A 1,800-nucleotide genomic window follows, 5' to 3' on the forward strand; every position below is an offset into this window, starting at 1 on the left:
TCACCGGCCAGAAGGCCCGCGCAGCCAGCTCGCAGCTCCTCGAGACGCTCGCCCGCTACAGCGTGCCCCTCCCTTGACCGCCCGGTCCGCGGCATGAGCGGACCTTTGCAGATGCCGAGCAGGGTCGTTGGACCGAACGAGCGGTCCGGGAACGCTCAGCGCGTAGCCGACCCTGCCGGGGCGAAGAATGGTGCGGTGGTGGTGGAGGCGGCGCTGGCCGATGTGGCGGCGGGGAGGCCGTGGGCGGCCCGCGACCGTCTACGCAGTGCCCTCGTGCGGGACCGAACGAACCCTCGGCTCCACGATCTGCTGGGTGAGGTGCTCTTCGCGATGGGCGACCTCCCGGCGGCAGGGCTCGCGTGGTTCCTGTCGTCGCGCGAGAACGCGGATCCCTCGGCGGTCGTCGCGTTCGAGGCGATGCGGGGGTACTACCGGAAGCCGCAGCATCTGGCTCGCTCGCTGCGTCTCAGGGTGGACCCGTCGTCGTACTCTGCGGCGGCGCGGCGGCGGATCGAGGCGCTTCAGGAGGAGTTGAGCACTCACGGTTGGGTGTGGCTGCCGCCGGCACCCCCGCGCCACGTGCGTGACCTCAGACCTACGTGGTCCCCTGAGGACGGTGTGGAGCCGGTCCTGGCAAACGTTCTTGGCCTGCAGTGGCGTGCTCGCGCTAGGCGCACCACCACAGCGCTGGAGTCGGCGCTCGAGGACGCCCGTGAGCGGGTCAGCCAGTTCAGCGATGACGAGCTCGCCGCACTGCAGCCGGTGACCTGGGCGTACCCTGCGCCGCCGCACTGGACGATGCAGGTGAAGGTGCGCCCGTGGGGGGCGAGGCGCGACGCCTGTTCCGTCCTGCTCCGCGCGGAGGGATGGCGCGGAGTGGCGGTCCTTCGTTCCGGCGGGGTCCTGACCGTACCGTTCGGCCGCCCACCGAACTCCTAGGCTTCGCTTGCCCGACGGCTCCGAGCGCAGCGGCATTAGCGCGAGTCTCGTCGAGCTGGCTCAGGTCGGAGCGATCAGTTTCAGCGCCCTGCGGGGCCGCAGGTAGGCCCCGAAGAACAGTGCAGGCCAAGTCAGACTTGCTACCAACTCGGTGGGCACATCGGCACTCACTGTCACAGGCAAACTCGCACTCGAGATCCAGTCCATCTCCGCCCGGACGGTATGTCGCCCAGGCGCAACCTCGACTGTCGCGCTTTCGAAGGGACGCAGCCGCGCGACCACAGTCCCGTCGACCCTGAACTTGACTCGCCGCAGCGCTGCAGCGGAGTCGGGGCCACGCTTCAAGTGCAGTTCCGCCACCACGGTCTCCTCGCGTCTGCCTCTCGCCGACGTCGCGAGAGGTACCCCTGGTAGGGCCCTGCGAACGTCCGCACATCGGCACGGGCGGACGTGCGCCGCCGGCCGCCGGCGACAAGAGCGCGTGTCACCCGCCGGTGATCAACAGCGCAACGCCTACGAGAGCGGCAACCAGCGCCAGCCCTCGGGTCAGGAGGGCGAAGAAGGGAAGCATGACCTCGCGGTCCTCGTACCTGCGCGTCAACGACACCGCCGGGTAGCTGCCAGCCACCGTCGCCGCGTGCCCCCACAGGAGCACCGCTAGGACGACCACCACCAGACCTATCGCGCGACCAACCACGGCTGCTCCCTACCCCGGTTGGTCAACGTCCGCTCTTCGGCAGTTGCGGACGTCGGCAGGCGGGCGCCCGGCGGCATGAGCAACGTAACGCGGTTCGCGTCAAGCCCTGGGCGGGTGTCCGTCCGTCTCCTCGTGCTCTGCCTAGTGAAATCGGGTTGTTCCCG

General features: G+C 69.7%; 1 protein-coding gene. It reads left to right on the top strand.

Translation table 11 applies throughout. From position 1 onward, the window contains the following. Positions 1 to 195: 195 nt before the first annotated feature. Positions 196 to 939, top strand: coding sequence for a DUF6584 family protein (locus EV189_RS19915; protein WP_130494763.1), 744 nt, complete (start codon positions 196 to 198; stop codon positions 937 to 939). The last annotated feature ends 861 nt before the right edge of the window (positions 940 to 1,800 follow it).

Origin of the sequence: Motilibacter rhizosphaerae, assembly GCF_004216915.1 — a bacterium.
In the GTDB taxonomy this organism is placed as follows: domain Bacteria; phylum Actinomycetota; class Actinomycetes; order Motilibacterales; family Motilibacteraceae; genus Motilibacter; species Motilibacter rhizosphaerae.